Below are 17,839 nucleotides of genomic sequence, written 5' to 3'. Positions count from 1 at the left end.
CCGAACAGGCGCGGGCGGCGGCTTTGTCGTGCGGCCGGTCACCGAAGGGCGAGTCCCGGCATCAGCCGCAGCGCGTTCTCCCGGTTGATGCCCTGGAGCTGCTGCTCGGTGAGGAAGGGGTCGGCGTCCAGCGCGGGTGTCACGCTGTCGGTGATGACGTGAGCGGGCGTGGGCGGCCAGTCCGTACCGAAGAGGATGCGGTCGGGGTCCACCGTCGCCAGCAGGGTGGGCGTGGCGGACGGCGACATGGGGCCGGCCGTGTCGAAGTAGAACCGGTGCAGGTAGTCACGGACCCGGCCGGGCTCGACCGGGGGGTTGATGCGTCCGCCGAACAGGTCCAGACGGGTGGCCATGTAGGGGAGGAAGCCCCCTCCGTGCGGCAGGACGAAGCTGAGGTTCGGGTAGCGGTCCAGGGTGCCGTTGCGGATGAGGTTGATCGCCGCGCGGGTGGTGTCCAGCAGGAAGTCGCACACGAAGGGCGGCATGCCCGGCAGCCCCGCCTCGCCGTCCTTGCCGGCCTGCACCTCCATGGGGTGCGTGCTGATGACCGCCGAGCGCTCGTTCAGCTCCTGCAGGAGCCGGTCGTGCGACTCGTCGCCCAGGAAGACGCCGTTCACGCTCGTGCGTGTGCTCACCCCGATGGCACCGAGCTCGTCGAGACCGTGGCGCACGCTCCACGAGGAGAGCTCCAGGTCGTCGAGGAAGACGGGCGTGAAGAAGGCGAAGCGGGCGGGGTTGGACTCGACGACGTCGGCCGCCGCCCGCAGGGCGACGCGTGCGCTCTCCTGGCGCTCGGCTCGCTCACGGAGCCGGCCCAGCATCGCGACGGTCATCACGGACGTGGCGATGCCGTTCTTGTCCATGACCTCCAGCGCCGTGTCCAGGTCCCAGCGGGTCCACCAGGGCAGCTTCTCGCGGTTGACGACACCCCGTTCCTCGGCCCAGTCCAGCCAGGCCGGTGCGGTGAAGTGGTGATGGACGTCGATGCGTCCGGCAAGTGTCATGACAACGTCCTCGTCATTCAGTCGGGGGCAGCGGTTCAGTCGCGGCAGAGCACGCTTTGCAGCACGTTCGTCAGGACGCGGTCGGCGTCCGGCATCGCGGCGTCCGCCCGCCAGGCGACGAAGCCGTCGGGCCGCACGAGCACGGCCCCGTCCTCGGCCGTGCCGTGCAGCTCCGCCCAGTCGGCGTCCGTGTCCGGGACGAGGTCGTGGTCGGGTCCCGTGCCCACGAGGTACACCTCGACAGGGGCGCCCAGATTCGCGGAGGCCTTCTCCACCGCGGCCCGCCACTTCTGCCCGCCGGACCCGGCGAGCAGTACGAAGGAACGCTCGTAGAGGTCGAGCGTGGAGATCCTCATGTCGCCGCGCATGACCCACATGTGGGGCGCGCGGCTGCCCGGTTCACCGCCCAGCTGGAAATTCTCGGGGACGATCGGCCGCTCCGGCGGGGCGCCCACCACGGCGTTCGAGGCGTAGCGGTAGCACAGGGCGACGGTCAGCAGGTCCGCCGGGTCGTCGTTGCGTCCGGCGGCGGCGCTGAATCCCGGGTGCTGTTCGTCGGCGGCCTGGACGCACGCGCGCGTGCCGGTCGCGAGGGCGACCGGGCGCCGTTCGAGCTCGTAGCTGTCGAGCAACGACGGGCAGGCCCAGCCGCGCAGTACCGAGGCCAGCTTCCACGCGAGGTTGTGGGCGTCCTGGATTCCGGTGTTGGAGCCGAACGCACCGGTGGGCGGCATCTCGTGGGCCGAGTCGCCGGCCAGGAACACCCGGCCCTCGCCATAGCTGTCCGCCACCCGCTTCGACGCGTGCCACGGCGCCTTGCCCGTGATCTCGACGTCGATGTCCGAAGCGCCGACAGCGGCGCGGATGTGGGTCGCCAGCCTCGCGTCGGTGAAGTCCTCCAGCAACTCACCCCGGCCGGGGTACCAGGGAACGTGGATCACCCAGCGCTCCTCGTTGTCCACCGGCAGCAGCGCGCCCTCGCCGTCGGGGTCGGTGGCGTAGCAGACGACGAAGCGTTTGTCTCCGACGTACTTCTTCAGCGTCCTGCTGCGGAACGTGACGCTGACGTTGTGGAACAGCTCACCCGGCCCCGACTGGCCGATCCCCAGGTGATTGCGGATGGGGCTCCTGGGGCCGTCGGCCGCCACCACATACTCGGCGTTCACGGTGTAGGTCTCGTCGGTTGCCCGATTCCTGATCTGGGCCGTGACACCGTCGCCGTGCTGTGCGAAGGAGAGCATCTCCGAGGAGAAGCGGATGTCGGAGCCCTGCTCGCGGGCATAGGCCAGCAGCACCGGTTCGAGGTCGTTCTGACTGCACAAGCACCAGTCCGACGAGCTCACTCGGGAAATGTCCATGCCGCCGGAGATGTCCCCGATGATCCAGCGGCGCTGCTCCCCGGTGAGGGTGTCCACCTGGAGAATTCCGTCGTTCCCGGCAAGAACGCGCGCCGCTTCCCGGATACGTGACTCCAGGCCGGCGGTCCGGTAGATCTCCATGGTCCGCACGTTGTTGCCGCGGCCGCGGGGATGCGTCGATGTCCCGGCATGCCGCTCGACGAGCATGTGCTCAATTCCGAGGCGTCCCAGGAAAACCGAAGTGGAAAGACCCACCAGGGAGCCGCCGACGATGAGAACTGGTACAGATTCCGCTTCGTGTCCGCTCACGTCGTCGATATTTACCAGTTCGGACTCCGGTCCACACGTCCTCGGGCGACCCGACCCATTTGGCGCAGTGCCGTTTGCGGCGTGGTGCCGCCCGGGAAACGGTGGCACTGACCGACGGAATCCGACCGCCGGAATCCACGCCTACCCGGGGACAGTCATGACGCAAGCGTTCGCATCCGAGGAATCCGGGGCACTGTCGCCCGAAGAGGCCGCGGCCGCGGCCTCGGCGTGCAGCCGGGAGTTCCGCGCCAATCCGCATCCCGTGTACGCCACGCTGCGGGAAACGGCACCCGTCTGCCCGATGAAGCCGCCGCACGGCGTCGACACGTACCTCATCACGCGGTACGACGACGGTCGCGCCGCGCTGGCCGACCCCCGGCTGAGCAAGGACATGTACGGCGCCATCGACGCCTACCACCGCATCTTCGGTGACTCGTCGATCGCGCTGGACGACAACATGCTGTTCTCGGACCCGCCGAAGCACACGAGACTGCGCCGGATCGTCGGCAGTACGTTCACTCCGAAAAGAGTGGAATCGCTGCGCACCCGGATCCAGGAGATCACCGACGGGCTGCTGGACCAATGCCCGACGTCGGGTCCGTTCAATCTGCTCCCGGAGTTCTGCTTCCCGCTGCCGCTGCAGGTGATCTGTGAACTCCTGGGCGTCCCGGAAAACGAGCGCAAACAGGCGCAGGAATGGTCGGCGACCGTCGCGCAGACCGGTTTCGGACCGGAGGCGAGAAAGGCGCTGGAAATCGCCGAGGGAAATCTCCGCGAGTATCTGGTGGAGCTGTGCGCACGAAAGCGGAAGGAGCCGGACTCGGGCCTGCTCAGCGCGCTCGTGACGGCCAAGGACCAGGAAGGCGCGCTCACCGACAGCGAACTCGTGTCGACGGCGTGGGTGCTCCTCTTCGCGGGCCACAAGACGACGGCGTACCAGATCGGCAACACCGTCTACCACCTGCTCAGCCGCCCGGAGCAGAAGCGGCTTGCACTGCGGGACGACGCCTCCCTGGCCGCGGCGATCGAGGAGATCTTCCGGTTCGAGAGCTCCGTGGAGAACTCCACCTTCCGCTGGGCGAAGGAGGACATCGTCATCCGCGACCAGCTCATCCCCAAGGGTGCGCTCGTCCAGATCTCGATCACCGGTGCCAACCGTGACCCGGAGATGTTCGCCGACCCGAACGAGCTGGACGTCCAGCGACCGAACGTCCAGGCCGCGCATCTCACCTTCGGCTACGGCCCGCACTACTGCGCCGGCGCACCGCTGGCCCGGCTGGAGATCCAGCTCGCCCTCGGCACCCTGTTCCGGCGGCACCCGCAGATGGCTCTGGCCGTGGCACCGGAGGAAGCGCGCTGGATGACCGTACCGTTCCCCGCTTTCCGCGGACTCGCGGAACTGCCGGTCGTCCTCGACCCGTCCTGACGGGAGCACCTCGGATGGAACGAGTGCGGGTCATTCGGCTGCTCCATGTGCGCGAGGGCCGGGAAGCGGACTTCGTGGACTCCTACCAGGGCGTGCTCGAACGTGCCGTGCGTGCGCCCGGGCACCTCGGCGAACAGTTGTGCCGCTCCCTCGACGATCCCGCTCGATGGCTGCTGACCAGCGAGTGGGAGAGCATGGACGCCGTCAAGCGGTGGCGGACCGACCCCGACCACCGGACGCTGGTCGAGCCGATGAACGCCTGTCTGCACGACGACCGGTGGACGGGGGTCTTCCAGGTCCGGGACCTGGTGGCCGAGTAGAGCGACGGCAGGGCAGGGGACCGAAGGGCGAGACGGGGCTGACCAGCATGTGACCGGCCGGTAAGGTCGGTCCCGTGCCGAAGCCGCTCAGTCTTCCCTTCGACCCCATCGCCCGCGCCGACGAACTCTGGAAGCAGCGCTGGGGAAACGTGCCGTCCATGGCCGCCATCACCTCGATCATGCGTGCACAGCAGATCCTGCTCGCCGAGGTGGACGCGGTGGTCAAGCCGTACGGGCTGACGTTCGCGCGGTACGAGGCGCTGGTGCTGCTCAACTTCTCCAAGGCCGGCGAACTGCCGATGTCCAAGATCGGTGAGCGGCTCATGGTGCATCCCACGTCCGTGACGAACACGGTCGACCGGCTGGTCAAGTCGGGTCTGGTCGACAAGCGGCCCAACCCCAACGACGGGCGCGGCACGCTCGCCTCCATCACCGACAAGGGCCGGGAGGTCGTCGAGGCGGCCACCCGCGACCTGATGGCCATGGACTTCGGCCTCGGGGCGTACGACGCCGAGGAGTGCGCGGAGATCTTCGCGATGCTGCGCCCGCTGCGGGTGGCGGCCCACGACTTCGACGAGAGCTGACCCCCGGCAAGATCTCCCGGAACGCCTCGTTACGCTCTTACGCATGAAGAAGAGCGTCCTGACCCGCTACCGGGTGATGGCCTACGTCACCGCCGTGATGCTGCTCGTGCTGTGCACCTGCATGGTGTTCAAGTACGGCTTCGACATGGGCGAGGACGTCACCTTCGCCGTCTCCCAGGTCCACGGCTTCCTCTACATCATCTACCTGGTCTTCGCCTTCGACCTCGGCTCCAAGGCCAAGTGGTCGTTCGGCAAGCTGCTGTGGGTGCTGCTCTCCGGGACGATTCCCCTCGCCGCCTTCTTCGTCGAGCGCAAGGTCTCCCAGGAGGTCGAACCCCTGGTCAGCGACCCGGCTCCGGCCGTCGCCAAGGCCTGACGCCACCGCCGTACGCGCGCGTACGGCGGTCTGCCATCGACATTTACTTGGACGTCCTAGTAAATTTGAAGCATGGACGCTGACGCCATCGATGAGGGCCGCCGTCGCTGGCAGGCCCGGTACGACTCCGCGCGCAAGCGCGACGGTGACTTCACCACGCTCTCCGGGGACCCCGTGGAGCCGGTGTACGGGCCCAGGCCGGGGGACAGGTACGAGGGCTTCGAGCGGATCGGGTGGCCCGGGGAGTACCCCTTCACGCGCGGGCTGTATCCGACCGGCTACCGAGGGCGGACGTGGACCATCCGGCAGTTCGCCGGGTTCGGGAACGCCGAGCAGACCAACGAGCGGTACAAGATGATCCTCGGCAACGGCGGAGGCGGTCTCTCGGTCGCCTTCGACATGCCGACGCTCATGGGCCGCGACTCCGACGACCCGCGTTCGCTGGGCGAGGTCGGGCACTGCGGTGTCGCCATCGACTCGGCCGCCGACATGGAGGTCCTGTTCAAGGACATCCCGCTCGGCGACGTGACGACCTCCATGACCATCAGCGGTCCGGCCGTTCCCGTCTTCTGCATGTACCTGGTGGCGGCCGAGCGCCAGGGCGTCGACCCGGCCGTGCTCAACGGCACGCTGCAGACCGACATCTTCAAGGAGTACATCGCCCAGAAGGAGTGGCTCTTCCAGCCCGAGCCGCACCTGCGCCTCATCGGCGACCTCATGGAGCACTGCGCGGCCGGCATCCCCGCCTACAAGCCGCTGTCCGTCTCCGGCTACCACATCCGCGAGGCCGGAGCGACGGCCGCGCAGGAGCTGGCGTACACACTGGCGGACGGCTTCGGGTACGTCGAGCTGGGGCTCTCGCGCGGGCTGGACGTCGACGTGTTCGCGCCCGGACTGTCCTTCTTCTTCGACGCGCACCTCGACTTCTTCGAGGAGATCGCCAAGTTCCGCGCCGCCCGCCGCATCTGGGCGCGCTGGATGCGGGACGTGTACGGGGCGAAGAGCGACAAGGCGCAGTGGCTGCGCTTCCACACGCAGACCGCCGGCGTCTCGCTGACCGCCCAGCAGCCGTACAACAACGTCGTGCGTACGGCGGTGGAGGCGCTCGCCGCCGTGCTCGGCGGGACGAACTCGCTGCACACCAACGCCCTCGACGAGACCCTCGCCCTGCCCTCCGAGCAGGCCGCCGAGATCGCCCTGCGCACCCAGCAGGTGCTCATGGAGGAGACCGGGGTCGCCAATGTGGCCGACCCGCTGGGCGGTGCGTGGTTCGTCGAGCAGCTGACCGACCGGATCGAGGCCGATGCCGAGAAGATCTTCGAGCAGATAAGGGAGCGCGGGCTGCGGGCGCACCCCGACGGCCGGCACCCGATCGGGCCGATCACGTCCGGGATCCTGCGGGGCATCGAGGACGGCTGGTTCACCGGCGAGATCGCCGAGTCGGCGTTCCGGTATCAGCAGTCGCTGGAGAAGGGTGACAAGAGGGTCGTCGGGGTCAACGCGCACACCGGCTCCGTCACCGGCGACCTGGAGATCCTGCGGGTCAGCCACGAGGTGGAGCGGGAGCAGGTACGGGTGCTGGGCGCCCGCCGGGACGCCCGGGACGACGCCGCCGTACGCACGGCGCTCGACGCGATGATCGCCGCCGCCCGCGACGGGTCCAACATGATCGAGCCGATGCTGGACGCGGTACGGGCCGAGGCGACGCTGGGCGAGATCTGCGACGTGCTGCGGGACGAGTGGGGGGTGTACACGGAGCCGCCGGGGTTCTGACCCCGCACAGCTCTACGCGGCGCCGGTGAGGCCGAGGAGCAGCACGCGCGTGAAGCCGTGCACCCACTCCTCGTCGGCGGGCTCCGCGCTGACCAGGGTGCGGTGCACCACCGCACCCGCCACCACGTCGAAGATCAGGTCCGCGGTGCGCGCGGCTTCCTCCCGGTCCGTCTCCGGGGGAAGCTCGCCGCGTTCCTGGGCCCGGGAGCGGCCCTGCAGGACCAGGCCCTTCTGGCGCTCGACGATGGAGTGCCGGATGCGCTCGCGCAGCGCGTCGTCGCGCGTCGACTCGGCGACCACCGCCATCAGCCCGCTCTTCGCCTCGGGGCGCGCCAGAATCGCCGCGAACTGCAGGACCACGCCCTCGATGTCGGCGGCCAGGGAACCTCGGTCGGGGAGCTCCAGCTCGTCGAAGAGCTCGGCCACCGCGTCGACCACCAGCTCGTTCTTGCCGGACCAGCGGCGATAAAGAGTCGTCTTTGCAACCCCCGCGCGTGTTGCCACGTCTCCCAAGGTGAGCTTGGACCAGCCCAGTTCGACCAGAGCCTCGCGCGTCGCGGCCAGGATCGCGGTGTCCGCGGCGGCGCTGCGCGGGCGGCCGGGACGGGGGGCGGCGGTGCGGCTCTGCATCCCATGACCATATCCGGGCAGTTCCTGTGTGGTCGTGAGGGAGATCACGGGATGGTGGTGTTCCGGAACCCCGCACTGCCATTACGCTACGAGTCGTAGCGAAAGCGATGACCACTGACGCCGGGTGGGGACCCGGCGTCGAACAGCAGCGGGCCGGACCGGCTTTCGGGCCGTTTTCACATGCGCGGGCGGAACGGGGGAGGATAGACGCATGCAGCCACGGAACATGTCCATGAGCGGAGTCGTCGACCTCGCCGCGGTGAAGGCGGCCCAGGAGGCCAAGGCGAAGGCGGAGCAGGCGCGTGCCGAGTCCGCCCGGCAGGGCGGGGGAGGGGCCGTGTCGCCCGCCGACCTCGTCATCGATGTGGATGAGGCGGGGTTCGAGCGCGACGTCCTGCAGCGGTCCGCCGAGGTGCCCGTCGTCATCGACTTCTGGGCCGAGTGGTGCGAGCCCTGCAAGCAGCTCAGCCCACTGCTGGAGCGCCTCGCCGTCGAGTACGCCGGGCGGTTCATGCTCGCCAAGATCGACGTCGACGCCAACCAGATGCTGATGCAGCAGTTCGGCGTGCAGGGAATTCCGGCCGTGTTCGCGGTCGTCGCCGGACAGGCGCTGCCGCTGTTCCAGGGCGCGGCCGGTGAGGCGCAGATCCGCGAGACGCTGGACCAGCTCGTCGCCGTCGCCGAGCAGCGCTTCGGCCTGACCGGCCTCACCGTCGACCCGGACGCCCAGCCCGGGAGCGACCAGTCCGCTCCCGCCGCGCCGGCCGGTCCGTACGACGCGTTGCTGGAGGCCGCCGTACAGGCCCTGGACGCGGGCGACTTCGGCGGCGCCGTGCAGGCGTACAAGAACGTGCTGAGCGAGGACCCGGCCAACATGGAGGCCAAACTGGGTCTGGCGCAGGCCGAGTTGCTGCAGCGCGTGCAGGGCGTCGACCCGCAGCAGGTGCGCAAGGACGCCGCCGAGAAGCCGGCCGATGCGCAGGCGCAGATCGCCGCCGCCGACCTGGACCTCGTGGGTGGTCATGTCGAGGACGCTTTCGGACGGCTCATCGAGACCGTGCAGCGCACGGTGGGTGACGACCGGGACACCGTACGGATCCGGCTGCTGGAGCTCTTCGAGGTCGTGGGTGGCGAGGACCCGCGCGTGGCGGCGGCCCGCAGGGCGCTGGCGCGCGCCCTGTTCTGACCGGGGCTTCGAGCGGGGCGGTGGCCCCGTTCTGACCAGTAACTAAACGCGAGGGCGCGTGTTGCCCGAGTGAAAAGTTTGCCGACAAGGCATCAGAGCGGCCGCGCTTTACCAAATCTTGGTAATCGCGGCCGCAGTTACTGCGGGTAAGTCGAAGCCGTCGTTCTGTCGGATTCTGTCCGGTGATTAATGGACTTGTCCGGCCGCCCGGAACCACCCTGCGTCGCTGTCCGAGACCGGCGGGTCGTTGTTCGGTTATCCGCCCGTTACTACCGAGTAACGAAGCCCCTTGTGCGGGCGGCGAGAATGCACCACGATCGGCCACGCTCGGTCCATTCCCGCACCCCGACAGCCGGTTGGGTCACGGGAGTTCCTGGGTCCCCACCGAGCAGAGTCGGCGGCAGTGGCGCCGGCTCTTGGACAGGGGGGTCTTCGCCCACCCGGCGAAGCCTGTCCAGCAAGGTTGTGCGTGATGCGTGTCAGGCGCGACCAGTGGTTGTCGCTCGGGGGTGATCGCCGGTGATTCGGGCGCGGTTCGCGCCACCGAGTGCAGGCGCTCTCCTTCCCGAGGACGTAGCACTTCTCCCATCCCTGCCCGGCTGAGCCGTCGAGCCGACAGCGGCAGTCAGGGCCAGGAGATGTACGTCCGAGAAGGAGGAAATATGGAGTCCCAGGTGCGTGGCGGGACCAGATGGAAGCGGTTCGCTGTGGTCATGGTGCCCAGCGTCGCCGCCACGGCTGCGATAGGTGTCGCCCTCGCGCAGGGCGCTCTCGCCGCGTCGTTCAGTGTCTCCGGCCAGTCGTTCAAGGTCACTACCGACAAGCTCGTCGGTAACGGTTTCTCGCAGTACGGCGCTCTTGACGAGGGTTACACGCTCTCCGGCAAGAAGACGGTTCACCCCGTCGCCGTCTCGGGATTCAAGACCGCGACGATCAACAGCCTGTGCCAGTCCGTGGTCACCCCCGACGTCCCGATCCTCGGGAGCGTCAGCCTGATCCTGCGGGCCGGCCAGGACCCGAACAAGCCGGTCGAGGCCAAGAACCTCTACATCGACGTCGCTGATCTCGAGGCTGATGCCACGTTCGAGAACATCGACATCGGTGTGGCCGCCAAGGACGCCAGCAAGGGTCCGGGCATGAAGGGCGGCGGCGAGCAGGCCAACCCCTTCGGCTTCGCCCAGCAGGCCGACAAGGCCACGCTGGTCGGCGTGAAGCAGACGGCGTGGGCGACCACGGCCGGAACCTTCAAGCTCAGCGGTCTGAAGATGTCGCTGTCGACGGGTGTCAAGGAGTGCTACTAAGCACTCTCTGACGGGCGGGGGAGCCGATGGCGCCCCCGCCCGTCCACTCTCCGCCCGCTTTCTTCACAAGCGGTCACATGCACCACAACTCACCACCACCGCACCACCATCACAGCAAGCAGTAGCAGGGAGCTGTTTTCCATGAGCGCCGAGACTCCTGCCGTATCCGGCCAGTTCACCCTCCGCAGGACGCAGTTCCGTGCCTGGCGGGGCGCGCGGCCGTTCTGGGCCGGTCTGTTCGTCATGCTCGGCGGACTCCCCATCGCCTACTTCCCATACGCGAACCTCCAGATCGGCCACCTGACGCTGGCGATGCAGACCGCGGGGGGCTCCAGCTCCCTGATCATCGGTGTGCTGCTCGTCGTCCTGGGCTTCACTCTCTGGTTCCAGAAGCACGTCCGCACCTTCGCGGGCGTCGCGGCGATCCTGCTGGCGCTGGTGTCCATCCCGCTGTCCAACCTCGGCGGCTTCCTGATCGGCTTCCTCTTCGCCCTCATCGGCGGGGCCATGGCCGTGTCGTGGGTGCCGGGTCAGCCGGCCGAATCGGAGCCGGCGGAGCTGCCGATGACGGGAGCGGGGGACGCGTCCGAAGCTGCGGACCCCGACACCACGATCCTCAAGCCCGTGGTGGGCGAGCCGAACGATCTGTCAGGAACGAGCCCGGCGAACGGGGCGAACGGGAGGCACAGTGCCGGCTGACGAGGTGACCCACGGGACTGAGGTGGACAAGTCCCGTGTGAGAACCGGGCCGCGTCACGCGGCGCCCAAGAAGCCGCTGTTCACCAGGTTTCAGATGCCGGCCGGCAAGGCGATAGCCCTGGCGGCGATGCCGACGGCGGTCCTCATGGGCATGGGCTTCACGCCCACGCTCGCGCAGGCCGACAGCGACAACGCCACGAAGCCGACGTCCAACAGCCTTACCGCGGACGAGTACAAGGAGTGTGTGGCGGCCCTGGAGGACGACGCCTCGGCGTCCGCGTCCCCCAGCGCCAGTGAGTCCACGGACAAGGACGAGACGGCCGAGCCGACGCCGTCGGCCTCCTCCGGCCAGGACTCCTCGGACTCCTCCGGCTCCTCGGAGGACTCCTCGGACACGTCGGGTTCCTCGGACTCCGCGGGCGACTCCTCCTCGTCGGATTCAGGTTCCGACGACGCGGCCGAGCCCACGCCGACCCCGTCGCCGAGCAAGGCGGGCGAGGCCGAGTCCGGCGACTCGGCGACGGCGTCCCCCTCGCCGTCCGAGAGCGGCGGCAACGTGCTGGAGGAGATCGGCGATGCCATAGAGGGCATCTTCACGGGCGGTTCGAAGGACGAGGAGTCCGCGAGCCCGACGCCGGCGCCCTCCGCGAGCGCGAGCGAGGAGACGTCCTCCGGATCCGCCGATTCCGGCACGTCCGGCAAGGACACCTCCGAGGCGTCCGACCCCGTCAAGGAGACCGCCGACAAGGCCACCGACGCGGTGAAGGACACCGTCGAGGGCGCCACCGACAAGGCGTCCGAGGCGGCCGAGGACACCACCGAGGCGGTCCAGGAGGCGGCCGACGAGGCCACCGCCACGCCGAGCCCGTCCGCGAGCTCCACCACGGACCCGGAGAACTGCCCGGCCGCCACGGACGAGGAGGGCGGCGTCGACAACCCCGTGCCGCTGCCCGACGACCCGTGGTTCCTGAACGCCAGCTCGCTGCTGCTGAAGGGCGCCGACTACCAGGGCATCGTCAAGGTGAAGACGGCCGACGGCACCACCAAGAAGGTGCTGAAGTACGTCATCTCCGACGGCACCGACATCGGCGACCTGCACCAGACGGTCCAGGACAAGCAGTCCGGAAAGACCTACCACGTGCAGGCGGCCGAGGGCTCGACGTCCACGATCCGCAACGGCAAGACGGTGATGTACACCGAGAGCATCTCCGGCAACCTGCTGGGCCTGATCCCGGTCACGTTCGACCCGGAGCACCCGCCGCCGCTGAACATCCCGCTGATCTACTTCACGAAGGTGAAGGTCACCCAGGCCGGCCAGTTCGGCGGCACCCTGCACGTGCCCGGACTGCACAACTTCACGACCGACTGAGCCGGGCGCCTCGATCAGGCGCTCCCACAGACCCGTTCGGGAGCCGCACAACCGGCCGTGGCCCGGTCCTCCAAGCGAGGACCGGGCCGCGGCTGTGCACGGCTCACGCCAAGGCCACAGGGGAAGCAGAGCGGTTTGAGAGCCCGGTTGAAAGTGACCCGCGACGGCGACGCGTTCGTCGCCCGGCTCACGCCCCGTCAGGTGTCGGCGATGTACGAGGCGCTGAGCTATCTGCGCGATCGGGACGGCGGCGACACGGTGCTGACCCTGTTGGTCGGCGCGGGCCGGGAGGCGGTCGACGCCCTCGTGGTGCGCCTGGCCGGACGGCACACGGAGTCACGCGACGTCCGCCTCACCATGGCGGAACTCCACATGGTGCACAGCGCGCTGACCGCGGCGCCCACCATGTTCGTCGAGCGCGGTGGCGTCTTCCACCAGGAGCCGTTCCACATCCGGCTGGGCTTCTACCGGGAGAACTTCGACGCCCTGGCGTATGCCGTCGCCCGGGCGGTGGCCGAGGCGTGACGCCCGGCGCGGGCCACTGAGCACACATGGACGAGGGCGCCCCCTGCGATCAGAGGGCGCCCTCGGTGCCGTACCGGGGCCGCACAGCGGCCTGTGCGGTCAGTCCCGCGGGCGGCCGCCGAGGTGGTGGACGCGGACCATGTTGGTGGTGCCGGGGACGCCGGGCGGGGAGCCGGCGGTGATGACCACGATGTCGCCCTCGTTGAACAGGCCGAGCTTGACGATCTCCTGGTCCACCAGGTCGACCATCTCGTCGGTGCTGTTGACGAACGGCACCACATGCGGCTCGACGCCCCAGCTGAGGGTCATCTGGTTGCGGGTGGACTCGTCCGTGGTGAACGCGATGATCTGCTGGGCCGCGCGGTAGCGGCACAGGCGGCGGGCGGTGTCGCCGGACTGGGTGAAGGCGACCAGGCCCTTGCCGCCGAGGAAGTCGGCGATCTCGCAGGCGGCACGGGCCACCGAACCACCCTGCGTACGGGGCTTCTTGCCCGGCACCAGCGGCTGCAGGCCCTTGGACAGCAGCTCCTGCTCGGCCGCGGTGACGATCTTCGACATCGTCTTGACGGTCTCGATCGGGTACGCGCCCACGCTCGACTCCGCGGACAGCATGACCGCGTCGGCGCCGTCCAGGATCGCGTTGGCCACGTCGGAGGCCTCGGCGCGGGTCGGACGGGAGTTGGTGATCATCGACTCCATCATCTGGGTCGCCACGATCACCGGCTTGGCGTTGCGGCGGCACAGCTCGATGAGCCGCTTCTGTACCATCGGGACCTTCTCGAGCGGGTACTCGACGGCCAGGTCGCCACGCGCGACCATCACGGCGTCGAACGCCAGCACGACGTCCTCCATGTTCGCCACCGCCTGCGGCTTCTCCACCTTGGCGATGACCGGGACGCGGCGGCCGACCTCGTCCATGACCTTGTGCACGTCCTGCACGTCGTTGGCGTCGCGGACGAAGGACAGTGCGACCATGTCGCAGCCCATGCGCAGCGCGAACCGCAGGTCCTCGACGTCCTTCTCGGACAGCGCAGGCACGTTCACGGCCGCGCCGGGCAGGTTGATGCCCTTGTGGTCGGAGACGACACCGCCCTCGATGACGATCGTCCGCACCTGCGGGCCCTCGACGTCCAGGACCTTCAGCTCGACGTTGCCGTCGTTGATGAGGATCTGGTCGCCGCGCGAGACATCGCCCGGCAGGCCCTTGTAGGTGGTCCCGCAGATGGACTTGTCACCAGGGACGTCCTCGGTCGTGATGACGAACTCGTCACCGCGCTCCAGCTCGACCGGGCCCTCGGCGAAGGTCTCCAGGCGGATCTTGGGGCCCTGCAGGTCGGCGAGCACGCCGATGGCACGCCCGGTCTCCTGGGCGGCGGCCCGGAGGCGTTCGTACCGCCCCTGGTGGTCCTCGTGCGTGCCGTGGCTGAAGTTGAAGCGGGCCACATTCATGCCCGCCTCGATCAGCGCGACGAGCTGTTCATGGGAGTCGACCGCGGGGCCGAGAGTACAGACGATTTTCGAACGGCGCATGGGGCGATCCTATCGGTTTGTTTCGCTACGGAATATTCCGTCTGGCGGAAGATACAAATGAGCTCCGCATTGCTCAGCCGTGTTACTCGGCGGTGTCGCTCGGCGGAGCCGCATAATCGATGCGGCCGACCAGTGCGTAGGTCTGCGTCGCGATCTCCAGTTCTTCATCCGTCGGCACCACCGCGACCGCCACCCGCGCGTCCGCGGGCGAGATCAGCCGCGGCTCGTCACCGCGTACGGCGTTCAGCTCGGCGTCCACCGCGAGGCCCAGTTGTTCCAGGCCCGCCACGGCGGCTTCCCGCACCGGTGCCGCGTTCTCGCCGACGCCGGCCGTGAACGCGATCGCGTCCACCCGGCCGAGCACCGCGTAATAGGCGCCGATGTACTTCTTCAGTCGGTGAATGTAGATGTCGAAGGCCAATTGGGCCCGCTCGTCACCTTCGTCGATCCGCCGGCGGATCTCCCGCATGTCGTTGTCGCCGCACAGGCCGATCAATCCGCTCTTCTTGTTGAGAAGAGTGTCGATTTCCGCAATGGACATTTCGCCAACACGCGCCAAATGGAAGATGACGGCGGGATCGGTGTCACCGGATCGCGTACCCATCACGAGTCCCTCCAAAGGCGTCAGCCCCATGGAGGTGTCCACGCACCTGCCGCCCCGTACGGCGGACGCGGACGCGCCGTTGCCGAGGTGCAGCACGATGACGTTCACGTCCTCGGGCGCCCTGCCCAGCAGCTTCGCCGTGGCCCGGGAGACATACGCGTGCGAGGTGCCGTGGAAGCCGTACCGGCGTATCCGGTGCCGGTCCGCGGTCTCCACGTCGATCGCGTAGCGAGCGGCCGACTCCGGCATCGTGGTGTGGAACGCGGTGTCGAAGACGGCGACCTGGGGCAGGTCGGGGCGCAGACCCATGGCCGTACGGATGCCGGTGAGGTTGGCCGGGTTGTGCAGCGGGGCCACCGGGATGAGCCGCTCGATCTCGGCGAGTACGGCGTCGTCGATGACGGTCGGCTCGGTGAACCGCTTGCCGCCGTGCACCACCCGGTGGCCGATCGCGGCCAGCTCGGGCGAGTCGAGCCCGAGGCCGTCCTTGGTGAGCTCCGCCGCGACGGCCTTCAGGGCGGCGTCGTGGTCGGCGATGGGCGCGGTCCACTCGCGGGTCTCGCCGCCGCTCGCCAGCGGGGTGTGCCTGAGCCGGGACGTCTCCTCGCCGATGCGTTCGACGAGGCCCACGGCCAGCCGGCTGCTGTCGCGCATGTCGAGCAGCTGGTACTTCACCGACGAGGAGCCGGAGTTGAGGACGAGGACGCGGGTCGCGGTCACTGGGCGGTGGCCTTCTCGTTGGGGGACAGGGCGGGGGTCTGGGCCTGGATGGCGGTGATCGCCACGGTGTTCACGATGTCCTGGACCAAGGCGCCCCGGGACAGGTCGTTGACCGGCTTGCGCAGACCCTGCAGCACCGGGCCCACCGCGATCGCGCCGGCCGAGCGCTGCACGGCCTTGTAGGTGTTGTTGCCGGTGTTGAGGTCAGGGAAGATCAACACGCTTGCCTGACCGGCGACTTCGGACTCCGGCAGCTTGGTGGCCGCGACCGACGGCTCGACGGCGGCGTCGTACTGGATGGGTCCCTCGATCTTCAGGTCGGGACGCCGCTCGCGCACCAGCTCCGTCGCCTCGCGCACCTTGTCGACGTCGGCGCCCGAGCCGGAGGTACCCGTCGAGTACGACAGCATCGCGATCCGCGGCTCCACGCCGAACCGCTGGGCGGTGGCCGCCGACTGGATGGCGATGTCGGCCAGCTGCTCGGCGTTCGGATCGGGGTTCACGGCGCAGTCGCCGTAGACGAGGACCCGGTCGGCGAGACACATGAAGAAGACGGACGAGACGATGTCGGCGTCGGGGTTGGTCTTGATGATCTCGAAGCCGGGCCGGATCGTCGCGGCGGTCGAGTGCACGGACCCCGACACCATGCCGTCCGCGAGGCCCTCCTGCACCATCAGCGTGCCGAAGTAGTTCACATCGGAGACGACGTCGTACGCCAGCTCCACCGTGACGCCCTTGTGGGCGCGCAGCTGGGCGTACTGCTCGGCGAAGGTGTCGCGCAGCTCGCTGGTCGCCGGGTCGATCAGCTGGGTGTCGCCCAGGTCGATGCCGAGGTCGGCGGCCTGCTTGCGGATCCGGTCGACCGGACCCAGGAGCGTGAGGTCGCAGACGTTGCGGCGCAGCAGCACCTCGGCGGCGTGCAGGACACGCGGCTCGGTGCCCTCGGGCAGCACGATGCGGCGCATGTCCGAGCGGGCCTGCTCCAGCAGCTTGTGCTCGAACATCATCGGCGTGAGCCGGTCGCTGCTCGGCGCCGAGACCCGCTTCAGCAGGTCGCCGGTGTCGACGTACCGCTCGAAGAGGCCGAGGGCGGTCTCCGCCTTGCGCGGGGTCGCCGCGTTCAACTTCCCCTCTAGGGCGAAGAGCTGCTCGGCGGTGGGGAAGCTGTAACCGGGCACCGAGAGCACCGGGGTGCCCGGGGCGAGGCGGGCGGCGAGGGTGAGGATCTCGTCGCCGGGGCGTTCGTTCAGCGTGAGCAGGAGGCCGGCGATCGGCGGGGTGCCGGCGCTGTGCGCGGCCAGCGAGCCGACGACCAGGTCGGCGCGGTCGCCCGAGGTGACGACCAGGCAGCCCGGGGTCAGGGCCTTGAGGAAGTTCGGCAGCATCGCGCCGCCGAACACGAAGTCCAGGGCGTCGCGCGCGAGCCCCGAGTCGTCGCCGAGCAGGACCTTCGCGTCCAGGGTCTGGGCGATCTGCCAGACCGTCGGCGCGGCGAGGGCGGGCTCGTCCGGGACGACGTAACAGGGCACCGGCAGCCGCGACCGCAGCGACCGGGCGATCTCGTCCCGGTCGTCCCGGGCGACCCGGTTGGCGACCATGGCGAGCACATCACAGCCCAGGCCCTCGTATGCCCGGAAGGCGTTGCGCGTCTCGGCGAGCACCGACTCGGCGGCCTGCTTGCGCCCGCCGACGACGGGTATCACGGACGCGCCGAACTCGTTGGCGAGCCGGGCGTTGAGGGAGAGCTCGTCCGGGAGCTGGGTGTCGGCGTAGTCGGTGCCGAGGACGAGGACCACGTCGTAGTCGCGGGCGACGGCGTGGAAGCGGTCGACGAGCGTGGAGACCAGCTCGTCGGTGCCGCGCTCGGCCTGCAGGGCGGACGCCTCGTGGTAGTCCATGCCGTAGACCGTCGCCGGGTCCTGGGAGAGGCGGTAGCGGGCGCGCAACAACTCGAACAGGCGGTCGGGGACGTGGTGGACCAGCGGCCGGAACACCCCCACCCGGTCGACCTGCCTGGTCAGGAGCTCCATGACTCCCAGTTCGACGATCTGGCGGCCGTCGCCGCGGTCGATGCCGGTCACGTACACGCTGCGCGTCACGCGTGCTCTCCGTTTCGTCTTCTTCG

The 17,839-nt window shown here is 69.1% G+C and carries 16 protein-coding genes; 10 read left to right on the top strand and 6 right to left on the bottom strand.

Annotation, left to right across the window (positions count from 1 at the left end; genetic code table 11):
• Nucleotides 1–38: 38 nt before the first annotated feature.
• Together ACWGDB_RS39335 and ACWGDB_RS39330 are read right to left on the bottom strand one after the other, a co-directional pair.
• Entirely contained in the window at nucleotides 39–1,004 is a 966-nt protein-coding gene (locus ACWGDB_RS39335; protein ID WP_453826857.1) for an amidohydrolase family protein, read from the bottom strand.
• 35 nt (nucleotides 1,005–1,039) lie between these two features.
• Nucleotides 1,040–2,671, bottom strand: a complete 1,632-nt coding sequence (locus tag ACWGDB_RS39330; RefSeq protein ID WP_453826856.1) for an FAD-dependent oxidoreductase — start codon at nucleotides 2,669–2,671, stop codon at nucleotides 1,040–1,042.
• A 157-nt stretch (nucleotides 2,672–2,828) separates the two neighbouring features.
• Between ACWGDB_RS39330 and ACWGDB_RS39325 the strand changes: the two genes are divergently transcribed.
• From ACWGDB_RS39325 to ACWGDB_RS39305, 5 genes are all read left to right on the top strand, one after another.
• Nucleotides 2,829–4,097, top strand: coding sequence for a cytochrome P450 family protein (locus tag ACWGDB_RS39325; RefSeq protein ID WP_453826855.1), 1,269 nt, complete (start codon nucleotides 2,829–2,831; stop codon nucleotides 4,095–4,097).
• A gap of 14 nt (nucleotides 4,098–4,111) precedes the next feature.
• Complete coding sequence (locus ACWGDB_RS39320) at nucleotides 4,112–4,417, top strand: antibiotic biosynthesis monooxygenase family protein (protein WP_453826854.1); 306 nt, start codon at nucleotides 4,112–4,114, stop codon at nucleotides 4,415–4,417.
• 74 nt (nucleotides 4,418–4,491) lie between these two features.
• Nucleotides 4,492–5,001 (top strand): MarR family winged helix-turn-helix transcriptional regulator, encoded by a 510-nt coding sequence (locus tag ACWGDB_RS39315; RefSeq protein WP_328423301.1) that lies wholly within the window; start codon nucleotides 4,492–4,494, stop codon nucleotides 4,999–5,001.
• A 43-nt stretch (nucleotides 5,002–5,044) separates the two neighbouring features.
• Entirely contained in the window at nucleotides 5,045–5,377 is a 333-nt protein-coding gene (locus ACWGDB_RS39310) for a DUF3817 domain-containing protein (RefSeq protein WP_453826853.1), read from the top strand.
• A gap of 72 nt (nucleotides 5,378–5,449) precedes the next feature.
• Nucleotides 5,450–7,150, top strand: a complete 1,701-nt coding sequence (locus ACWGDB_RS39305) for an acyl-CoA mutase large subunit family protein (protein WP_453826852.1) — start codon at nucleotides 5,450–5,452, stop codon at nucleotides 7,148–7,150.
• Between the two features lie 12 nt (nucleotides 7,151–7,162).
• Here the strand turns inward: ACWGDB_RS39305 and ACWGDB_RS39300 are convergent, their stop codons facing one another.
• On the bottom strand, nucleotides 7,163–7,780 hold the full coding sequence (locus tag ACWGDB_RS39300) for a TetR/AcrR family transcriptional regulator (protein WP_453826851.1): 618 nt from the start codon (nucleotides 7,778–7,780) through the stop codon (nucleotides 7,163–7,165).
• Between the two features lie 211 nt (nucleotides 7,781–7,991).
• Between ACWGDB_RS39300 and ACWGDB_RS39295 the strand changes: the two genes are divergently transcribed.
• The 5 genes from ACWGDB_RS39295 to ACWGDB_RS39275 all read left to right on the top strand — a co-directional run bounded on the left by ACWGDB_RS39295 (nucleotide 7,992) and on the right by ACWGDB_RS39275 (nucleotide 12,860).
• Nucleotides 7,992–8,966, top strand: coding sequence for a tetratricopeptide repeat protein (locus ACWGDB_RS39295; RefSeq protein WP_453826850.1), 975 nt, complete (start codon nucleotides 7,992–7,994; stop codon nucleotides 8,964–8,966).
• 662 nt (nucleotides 8,967–9,628) lie between these two features.
• Nucleotides 9,629–10,267, top strand: a complete 639-nt coding sequence (locus tag ACWGDB_RS39290) for a DUF6230 family protein (protein ID WP_451169582.1) — start codon at nucleotides 9,629–9,631, stop codon at nucleotides 10,265–10,267.
• 141 nt (nucleotides 10,268–10,408) lie between these two features.
• Complete coding sequence (locus ACWGDB_RS39285) at nucleotides 10,409–10,966, top strand: DUF6114 domain-containing protein (protein ID WP_453826849.1); 558 nt, start codon at nucleotides 10,409–10,411, stop codon at nucleotides 10,964–10,966.
• The gene (locus ACWGDB_RS39280) at nucleotides 10,956–12,335 is read left to right on the top strand and encodes a hypothetical protein (protein WP_453826848.1); all 1,380 of its coding nucleotides are present in this window, start codon (nucleotides 10,956–10,958) and stop codon (nucleotides 12,333–12,335) included. Before ACWGDB_RS39285 ends, ACWGDB_RS39280 begins: the two co-directional genes overlap by 11 nt.
• Nucleotides 12,336–12,488: 153 nt before the next feature.
• Entirely contained in the window at nucleotides 12,489–12,860 is a 372-nt protein-coding gene (locus ACWGDB_RS39275) for a hypothetical protein (protein WP_453826847.1), read from the top strand.
• 99 nt (nucleotides 12,861–12,959) lie between these two features.
• On the opposite strand, the gene pyk is transcribed toward ACWGDB_RS39275, so the two are convergent.
• The 3 genes from pyk to pta all read right to left on the bottom strand — a co-directional run bounded on the left by pyk (nucleotide 12,960) and on the right by pta (nucleotide 17,813).
• A complete protein-coding gene (pyk, locus tag ACWGDB_RS39270; RefSeq protein WP_328879244.1) occupies nucleotides 12,960–14,390 on the bottom strand; it encodes a pyruvate kinase in 1,431 nt (476 codons plus the stop codon).
• 82 nt (nucleotides 14,391–14,472) lie between these two features.
• Nucleotides 14,473–15,714 (bottom strand): acetate kinase, encoded by a 1,242-nt coding sequence (locus tag ACWGDB_RS39265; RefSeq protein ID WP_453826846.1) that lies wholly within the window; start codon nucleotides 15,712–15,714, stop codon nucleotides 14,473–14,475.
• Nucleotides 15,711–17,813 (bottom strand): phosphate acetyltransferase, encoded by a 2,103-nt coding sequence (pta, locus tag ACWGDB_RS39260; protein WP_453826845.1) that lies wholly within the window; start codon nucleotides 17,811–17,813, stop codon nucleotides 15,711–15,713. Before pta ends, ACWGDB_RS39265 begins: the two co-directional genes overlap by 4 nt.
• Nucleotides 17,814–17,839 lie beyond the last annotated feature (26 nt).

Source organism: Streptomyces sp. NPDC055013, from assembly GCF_053608645.1.
This window is presented reverse-complemented; position numbering and strand designations above follow the sequence as displayed.

Bases quoted from the DNA above. Each gene is read 5' to 3' on its own strand.
- ACWGDB_RS39320 (WP_453826854.1), top strand. From the start codon at position 4,112: ATGGAACGAGTGCGGGTCATTCGGCTGCTCCATGTGCGCGAGGGCCGG.
- ACWGDB_RS39290 (WP_451169582.1), top strand. From the start codon at position 9,629: ATGGAGTCCCAGGTGCGTGGCGGGACCAGATGGAAGCGGTTCGCTGTG.
- ACWGDB_RS39295 (WP_453826850.1), top strand. From the start codon at position 7,992: ATGCAGCCACGGAACATGTCCATGAGCGGAGTCGTCGACCTCGCCGCG.
- ACWGDB_RS39305 (WP_453826852.1), top strand. From the start codon at position 5,450: ATGGACGCTGACGCCATCGATGAGGGCCGCCGTCGCTGGCAGGCCCGG.
- pyk (WP_328879244.1), bottom strand. From the start codon at position 14,390: ATGCGCCGTTCGAAAATCGTCTGTACTCTCGGCCCCGCGGTCGACTCC.
- ACWGDB_RS39335 (WP_453826857.1), bottom strand. From the start codon at position 1,004: ATGACACTTGCCGGACGCATCGACGTCCATCACCACTTCACCGCACCG.
- ACWGDB_RS39325 (WP_453826855.1), top strand. From the start codon at position 2,829: ATGACGCAAGCGTTCGCATCCGAGGAATCCGGGGCACTGTCGCCCGAA.
- ACWGDB_RS39300 (WP_453826851.1), bottom strand. From the start codon at position 7,780: ATGCAGAGCCGCACCGCCGCCCCCCGTCCCGGCCGCCCGCGCAGCGCC.
- ACWGDB_RS39310 (WP_453826853.1), top strand. From the start codon at position 5,045: ATGAAGAAGAGCGTCCTGACCCGCTACCGGGTGATGGCCTACGTCACC.
- ACWGDB_RS39285 (WP_453826849.1), top strand. From the start codon at position 10,409: ATGAGCGCCGAGACTCCTGCCGTATCCGGCCAGTTCACCCTCCGCAGG.